The 4,794-nt window shown below is 53.9% G+C and carries 5 protein-coding genes; 1 reads left to right on the top strand and 4 read right to left on the bottom strand.

Annotated elements, in window-relative coordinates; genetic code table 11:
- Positions 1-1,431 (top strand): hypothetical protein (locus ACI38B_RS07130; protein ID WP_439730134.1); only part of this gene is annotated, 1,431 nt, incomplete at its 5' end.
- 346 nt (positions 1,432-1,777) lie between these two features.
- On the opposite strand, the gene ACI38B_RS07135 is transcribed toward ACI38B_RS07130, so the two are convergent.
- The 4 genes from ACI38B_RS07135 to ACI38B_RS07150 all read right to left on the bottom strand — a co-directional run bounded on the left by ACI38B_RS07135 (position 1,778) and on the right by ACI38B_RS07150 (position 4,722).
- The gene (locus tag ACI38B_RS07135) at positions 1,778-1,975 is read right to left on the bottom strand and encodes a hypothetical protein (protein WP_439730135.1); all 198 of its coding nucleotides are present in this window, start codon (positions 1,973-1,975) and stop codon (positions 1,778-1,780) included.
- Positions 1,968-2,165: a hypothetical protein gene (locus tag ACI38B_RS07140; RefSeq protein ID WP_439730136.1), complete on the bottom strand. Its 198-nt coding sequence runs from the start codon at positions 2,163-2,165 to the stop codon at positions 1,968-1,970. The genes ACI38B_RS07135 and ACI38B_RS07140 overlap by 8 nt, the downstream gene beginning before the upstream one ends.
- 237 nt (positions 2,166-2,402) lie before the next feature.
- A complete protein-coding gene (locus tag ACI38B_RS07145) occupies positions 2,403-3,467 on the bottom strand; it encodes a hypothetical protein (protein WP_439730137.1) in 1,065 nt (354 codons plus the stop codon).
- The gene (locus tag ACI38B_RS07150) at positions 3,454-4,722 is read right to left on the bottom strand and encodes an SWIM zinc finger family protein (RefSeq protein ID WP_439730138.1); all 1,269 of its coding nucleotides are present in this window, start codon (positions 4,720-4,722) and stop codon (positions 3,454-3,456) included. The genes ACI38B_RS07145 and ACI38B_RS07150 overlap by 14 nt, the downstream gene beginning before the upstream one ends.
- Positions 4,723-4,794 lie beyond the last annotated feature (72 nt).

Here is a 4,794-nt window from a genome sequence, read left to right on the forward strand (position 1 = left end):
CCACAAACCCTACAAAACACACGCAAACACCGGCGTGTCGAAAACACCACACAACACAACCAGCAAAGATTCTCTCACCCTCCCGACACGCCGATATCTTCGAGTATTCTATTTGCATTTGCCACACTGTGCCAGACAAGACCCTCCCACGGGTCCCTGATTTTGGATAAGCTGTCCTCCATCGTCGGACGGATATCCGTCCGCGACCATATGGAACGAACCATACACGATAATGGCCAGGGGGAATATATGCTTTGCAACACATGTAAGTTATCAATTGATCATCCAACATCATTCTGCCCGCGATGCGGTTCGCCGACAACCATCGGTGATGTTGGGCAGCAGCAATCCATCCCCAGACGTTTTTCAGCGCTACTCACCACGACTCGGTCACGGTTGCACCAACTGTTCACGAACAAGATAGTGATTATCTTGCTTGTTCTCGCAGCGGTAGCCGCTGCCGGTTACGGATGCTACACAGTATTGTCTCGCACGATTTTCAGCCCAAACACCCTTGTCAATGAATACCTGGCAGCGATTGCCTCTGGTAACTATCAGCGTGCTACGCAGCTTGCAGAGCCCAGGCTTCAAGCGAACAAACGAGCGATGCTTGCCAATAAGGTTGGGCGGGCGGAATCCTCGAGAATCTCTGAGCCCCGCGTCGTTTCGATTCGCCACCGTTCCGACGGGACATTGGCTGTAGATATCTCATATGAATTGAACGGGGAAACCTGCAGTGACGAAATTATTCTTGCCCCGGATGGTTCGCGATATGTGGTATTCGACAATTGGAAAATCATCAGGCCGCTACTCAAGCAGGTCTCTTTTAGTGCGCCAAAAGGACAGGACGACTATCTTGTCAACGACGTGAAGCTTAACGCGGAACAAGCTGAAACCACAGGGCATGTCGTTGATGACAGGACACTGACTTTTTCCGCCTATCCGGGAACGTACGTCATCAAAGCCGATGTCGGGCGGTATTTCAATACGAGCACGGTGACCATTCGTACGAACGAGAACACCCTGTTGTTCGACAGGGAGATTGACGTGGAGCCCAATGCGGATTTGGAAGCCGCAATCTCAAAGGAGATGCGAAGCGCATTGAATGAATGCGCGGCCATGAAGACGCTGAGGAGCGAAGCATGTCCTTTCGGTTTCACACCGATCTATTGGTCAGGCGAAGATCCCGCCATCAGCAACATCAGCTGGTCGATGGATTTCTATCCAACAATCGACAATGTCGGCATGGATGGGACTTACAGCACCAGATACGACGGAAGGGTGAAACGCACGTTCGAGGCGCCGGATGACTTCAACAAGGAAATACGCAGGATGTGGACAGGATACGAAACTTTCTCGGTAGAGGGAAAATACACAGTTGAGGGGGACAGAGTAGCGATCGAGATGAACACCTATGGATCGTACTTCTGAAAACCGTAACATGGCATGATGCATCTCAGTGTTGAAACAGGGGGCAATGCAACAGTGCGTATTGAGTTCGGCAGTCTGACCGGCTTGAAAGCCATCATGGTGTTCGTAAGGTGTTCGGAGATTCGGACAGCCCGAAAGCCGGTCACAACCGAACCCACCTGTCGTGACAACATAGGTTCACTGGTTCCACCAAGCGGGGCTCATGATCATTGCGCCCATCGTTGACAAGCGACTACAAACGCAGGGGGCAAGGTTTATCGACAATGCACAGTGTCAGTGGACACCAGCATGCGAATAGCAACAATCATTGACGCGTTTCACATCACACACGCCGGTGATTGCAAACTCAGTCGCCGTGCCGTTGTCCCCCGCCTGTGACAACGATAATCACCAGCGCAGAGAGGCCCAGCAGGATGCCGGGAGTCATGCCATTGACGAACGCACCGAAGTTCCCGCCAATCAGAAGGCCGATGTAACCGACGACCCCGAAGATAATGCCGATGACGCCGATGATGAGCAGTGCCCTACGCAGGTTACTATTCATGATCAATAGCCTCTTCCGAGTGCGCGTCATCTGACTCTTTTTCAGCGAGCACAATGGCTTTGGCACTGCCCGTGACAGAAAACGACACAACACGATAGCCTTGAGCGGCAAGTTCATTCGCAGCGCGCTCGATCGCCGCAGCCATATCGCCGGCTTTCGGATGGTACCCAATTTCAACAGTCTTATACATGAGATGCAGTCCTCCTGCCGGCAGGCTAAGGCATGAAAACCTACCCGCCGCGAACAGGAGATGGCCACCAGTTGAACGTCAAGGAAACACTACGAGAGAAGAGAAGCTGGCTAACAGAGCAGGTGGAAAACCAGTTGAGGTAACAAGCGGGCCTGCCTGTCAGCAACCAGCATACTGTATTATTGTGTTACATATCAGTAATACAGTACCGCGGGCTTGTCACTTGCCGTCCCGCTCTCATGAAACGTCATCATCATGCTCCTCGAGTACCTTATCCAGCATCATTTGCAGTTGCGGGCGGCGTGGGTACATCATCCGCAACCGCTCTCGCTCCCGTACTGCGCGGTCACGAGCGCCAAAGCGTATGCACTGCCTGAAGATACGCTGAATCTTCGCCCGATTCTTCTCGGTATCCTCATGGAGCAGATCACCATCGGCGTCCTGCAACGGATACATCAGCGTCGAGACCACCGCATCGCGCTGAGAAAGCGTCGCAACCGGCGCAAGCGTACTGAACAGAGAATCCCAGTCCTTGACACTATCGCTCATGAGAATCGGCTCGCATCCACCGACGGGAGGCTGCCGCCGACACAGATAATTCCATGCGGCATCACCCAGCTGCTCCTGCACCAGCAGCTGTTCGTACGCGACATTGCGATTGTCGTACCCGATGAATAACTTGTCGTCGAATTCCTCGAACAGTTCGACAATGCGATCGCGAATTTGCGGCCATTCATCGCCGGCGAGGTCCTTCGCCATGGCAATGTAGCGGTGCGCAGGAACGATATCGGACACAATCGCGTACATTGCGATTCTGAGCAAGCCTTCATTGTCATCGAAATGCTCATACGCAGCCTCCAATACGTCAAACACTCCTCCGGGCAGGCCGCGATTGGCAATCTCATCCGGGCTTGGAGGGACAATATTTTCTGCGGTATTGCCGTCCTTGTCGTCACCGGCAACGCCGCCACCGGTACCCTTGCGATGATCATTCCCGCCAGCGCGAAGCATCGAGTCCAGATCCTGCCGAATACTCGCACTCACATGAACGCCTGGATTTCGCTGCAGCCCGTCATGTACGCGCTCAGCTGCGTAGCGCAACGCGGTGGTGACATCCTTCATCCCAAAGTAGCGTTCAAGAATATCTCTGACCGTTTCCCACTGGAGATTGGTGAGCAGATCCTGCTGTAGAAAACGGTACCCGAACCGGTAGCTCACCGTTACAGCAAGCAACGATTCCATAGTTCCGTGCGGCCGCTCCTCGATGAAGTTCTCATCATGGAAGTCATTATTCTTGCTCATTGCTTTCCTCAGTCCCGCCGTCAGCCTCATCGGTATCTTTAATTCTCGTTTCCGGCTCTTGCTTGCTCTCCGCGACGCCGCAGTACGGTAGCAACCGCGTATGCAACCATTCGCGCTGCGGAAACATGCAAACAATCTGAGTAGCCAATTCATGGGCCATCTCCGCACCGAACACCGTTTCAATCCTGCTGATCCACGCCACCACATAACGCACCGAGGCATCATCATTCACTCGGTAGAACTCCGAATCAGGTTGCAGCAGCATCGTGCGCACCCGGTCCTTCCACCGTTCCGGATCGGTTTGCGCCACCAGATCAAGCAGATTCAGCAACACCCGGGGATTCACATTATGCCGGCAATATATTGCGGCAGCTTGCGGCAAATGTTCTTCCCGCAGTAATCGTTCATACGCCGGATTGTTTCCACCATAGGAAATCTCCAGCGAATGCCGGGATGCGAAATCAACGATGGCGTCTCGGTCCTCCAGCCAATGCTCCCCCGAGACCTGGCGCAGCCGTTGCACATACACCGCTTCGGGTAGGGTGCGGGCCATGAGAATGTACCTGCTGTACATGTGCCGCAGTCCCTCACGATCGCCAAGACGCTCATATGCGGCTTCGAGGAAAGTAAACCAACCGTGAGGCAGCTGTGCAACATCTGTGGGGTGGAACAGCGGAACCAGCAATCGCATGTTGGCATTCGTCTGATTGCCCCGCTGGGCAGAAGTCGATGACCGTTTGGTGTATGAATCGTTCGCGCGAATCAACGACACCAAGTGCAACTGTGAATCAGGCAATCCTAAAGCGTTTTCCAGCACGCGGCGAACCGCTTTCCAATCCTCCTCGTCCAGCACGTCCACGGCTTTCCAACCATCCGCGCCCGGAAACTGATCATTCCAATACCAACGAACGGCCTCTGAAGCGTCGTTCGGGAGAGCGGCATCGGTCTGCCGCTCATGTTGCTGGTCTGCAATCGTCAGAAGCACCGCACCGACATGCTTGCAATATGAGTGTTTCTGGCCATATGGGCAGGTGCATGCGGCGGACATGACCACACCACCATGAATGCGGATATCGACATCATAGAATCCGAGCGAGCCCGCCACCTGTGCATGCCACAAATCGGTGTCATCCGTGGACTGTCTGATATCGGTGACCATGCCGGCATCACGATACCCATACGCACGGTCGAGAATCCGCTGGTCGAAAAGTGACGAAAAATCCTGAAGTTTGCACGTGTGCTGGCCGTTCCCCATCTCCGCCTCCATCAATGACGCTGACGTTGCGCAGTTGGTGGATATTGTAGCGGGAGGATTGGATACGGGTTG

It is taken from the genome of Bifidobacterium sp. (assembly GCF_051876855.1).
Lineage (GTDB): Bacteria > Actinomycetota > Actinomycetes > Actinomycetales > Bifidobacteriaceae > Bifidobacterium.

Coding starts and splice junctions, on each gene's coding strand:
- ACI38B_RS07135 (WP_439730135.1), bottom strand. CDS start 1,975: ATGAATAGTAACCTGCGTAGGGCACTGCTCATCATCGGCGTCATCGGC.
- ACI38B_RS07140 (WP_439730136.1), bottom strand. CDS start 2,165: ATGTATAAGACTGTTGAAATTGGGTACCATCCGAAAGCCGGCGATATG.
- ACI38B_RS07145 (WP_439730137.1), bottom strand. CDS start 3,467: ATGAGCAAGAATAATGACTTCCATGATGAGAACTTCATCGAGGAGCGG.
- ACI38B_RS07150 (WP_439730138.1), bottom strand. CDS start 4,722: ATGGGGAACGGCCAGCACACGTGCAAACTTCAGGATTTTTCGTCACTT.